3 protein-coding genes are annotated in these 2,766 nt (G+C 67.5%); all 3 read right to left on the minus strand.

Features of this window, described 5'->3' with window-relative positions; all coding sequences use genetic code 11:
* The coding region (gene accD / locus U9978_RS20010; RefSeq protein WP_322762671.1) for an acetyl-CoA carboxylase, carboxyltransferase subunit beta at window positions 1-806 on the minus strand (806 nt) is incomplete at its 3' end.
* On the minus strand, window positions 803-1,141 hold the full coding sequence (locus U9978_RS20015) for a TcmI family type II polyketide cyclase (protein ID WP_322762672.1): 339 nt from the start codon (window positions 1,139-1,141) through the stop codon (window positions 803-805). The genes U9978_RS20015 and accD, both read right to left, overlap by 4 nt.
* A 233-nt stretch (window positions 1,142-1,374) precedes the next feature.
* Window positions 1,375-2,766 (minus strand): class I adenylate-forming enzyme family protein (locus U9978_RS20020; RefSeq protein ID WP_322762673.1); only part of this gene is annotated, 1,392 nt, incomplete at its 5' end.

The raw sequence follows: 2,766 nt of genomic DNA on the forward strand, positions 1-2,766 counted from the left end.
GCCCGTTGCCCAGCCGAGAGCAAGCGGGTCAGGTAGGTCCGAAGGTCCGCCCGGTCGGCGACGATGTCGACCTGGCCCTTGCTGGCGAGAAACCCACTGCTCTGGAACTCGGCGGGAAGTTCCTGCCCGATGGTCTGCCGGATGACGCGGGGACCGGCGAAACCCATGCGGCTCCCGGACTCGGCAACAATCACGTCGGTGTTGGTCGCAAATGATGCGGCCACACCGCCATAGGTGGGGTCGGTCACCAGACTGATGGACAACAGGCCCTGTTCCCGGTGCCGCTGGATGGCGATGCCGGTCTTGGCCATCTGCATCAACGACAGACATCCCTCCTGCATCCGAGCGCCACCGGAGGTCGCGACGATGAGCAGCGCGAGCGCGTCGTCCACGGCACGTTCGACGGCGAGGGTAATCATTTCCCCTACCGCCGACCCGAGACTCCCGCCCAGAAAACGGAAATCCATGACAGCTGCGACGAGGGGGTAGCCACCGATGCTGGCCGTGCCGCACAGCACCGCCTCGGCAAGTGAGGTCTCCCTGCGTGCGGCCTCCCAGCGCCGGGGGTAGGGCCGGGTATCGGTGAAGCCCAGGACGTCGAAGGGCACGGGTTCGATCGGCAACGGCGCGAAACTGCCCGCGTCAAGGAGCTGGTCTACCCGCTGCGACGCCGTGAGCCGGCTGTGGTGACCGCATTCGGGACACACGAGCAGATTGCGGGCCAGCCGCTTGCCGTAGATGAGTGCCGCACAGGACCCGCACCGGGTCCAGGTCGCGGCCTTCGCCGTGACGGTGGCGGTCTTCACGCGGCCTCCCCCTGAGGCGCCGTCTCAAAGGTGTAGAAACAGTGCGCCATCGCGTCCGTGGGCGAACGCCATGTCTTCAGGTACGGCCGAATATGTTGCGCCAAGTGGTCGCTGACGCGCTTGAACTCCTCGTGACCGCGTGCGTTCTCCACCGTCTGCCGGCCATCGTCGACGGTTTCCAGAAGATGTACGTAGAGATCCCCGAGTGAGTAGAGTGAACGGTGGACGACACCGGCCACGCGCGGCAGACCGGTGGCGTCGGACTCTGCGAAGATACGTGCGACATCCTTGTGGGAACCGGGTTCGATTTTGGCAACGATCAGCGTTCTGTGCATGTTGCGATCCCCCTCCACCGAGCTGGCCGGGAAACCCCGGGACCGGGGCCGGCAGGGCCGCTGACCCATTCACGGCAACGTTTCCAGTCGAGACTGACCCACTACCGAGAGTAAATGCGATCACGCCATGCGTCCACCGGTACCGCCTGCGTAACCGTCGGAGGAGGGATCCGTCCGATTACGCCGGCCGGACCGCAACGATGGCCAGCCCAGGCACCGGACCGGACCGGTCCCTAGCTCACGGGCGGTGACGCCGGCCTGATCGTCTCCCGCAGGAGAAATTTGCGGACCTTGCCCGACGCCGTGCGGGGAAGGGCGTCGACGACATGCCAGTCCACCGGCACCTTGAAGTAGGCAAGCCGGGACCGCGCGAACGTCGCCAGCTCCTCGGCGTCGACCGCACTGGTCACATCGGCAGCACCGGTCAGATCACCGGTGGCACGCACGATGAACGCAACCGGAACCTCACCGAGGCGCTCATCGGGTGCGCCGACCACCGCCGCGTCCGCCACGCCGGGGTGCTCCAGCAACACCTCTTCCACCTCGCGCGGGTAGATGTTCTCCCCGCCGCGGATGATGACGTCGCGGATGCGTCCGTGGATCCGCAGGACTCCGGTCGCATCCATGGCGCACAGGTCACCGGTGTGCAACCAGCCCTCGCCATCGAGCGTCCGGCTGGTCGCCTCGGGATCGTCGTGGTATCCGCTCATGTTCAGCGGCGAGCGGATCCACAGCTCGCCATGCTCGCCGAGGTCGGCCGTGGTCCCCGCGGTGCCTGGCCGGATGATGCGCACCTCCCGCTGTGGCAACGCCCGACCCAGCGTCTCGGCCTTCACCACGTCGCTGTCCGAAGGAAGGCACGCGGTTGCGTTGGGCGCTTCGGACTGACCGTAGGAGATGATGACACGGCAGCTGAGCACTGCTTCGGTGCGGCGAATCAAGGCGGGTGGAACTGTCGTTCCGCCGGTCTGGATGACCTGGAGGCTACTGATGTCATATCGGGCGAGGTCGGGGTAGGCCAGCAGGTCGTACAGCATCGTCGGGACGGCGCCGAGTGCGCTGACATGCGCCCGCTCCACCAGCTGCAGGGTGCGGGCCGGGTCGAAGCCCCCCGGAGCCAGGACCATCGTTCCCGCTGCGGCGAACGTCATCAGCACGCCGGATACCGAACCGCCCACATGATGCAGGGGCAGCCCGGAGCACCACACCAGCGGTGCCGCGAAGACCCGCCCGGCGATACGGGCGGTGTTGAGCGCGGCGAAGTGCGACAGTACGGCGCCCTTGGGCCGCCCGGTGGTCCCTGAGGTGTACTGAATGAGAAAAGGTGTCGCGGGCGGGACCGCGGGCAGCGGCCCAGAGCGACGCGTCAGCGCGTGCGCCAGCTTCTCCAGCGGCTGGACCCGCACCGGCCCGGGCAGCTCGCCGGCCAGGGTCTGCGCACGTTCAAGCAGCGGGGAGCCTCGGTGTTCGGCTGCCGCGATGACAAGCCTCACGCCGGACTGTCGCAGTTCGTGACGGACCTCCTCGTCCCGCAGCGAGGTGTTGATCGGGACGAGGACCGTGCCGGCGAGCGCGCTGGCGCACTGCACGATGATCCAGTCAGGGCTGTTGGGCGCCCACAGGGC

Source organism: Protofrankia sp. Cr2 (genome assembly GCF_963555885.1).
Classification (GTDB): domain Bacteria; phylum Actinomycetota; class Actinomycetes; order Frankiales; family Frankiaceae; genus Protofrankia.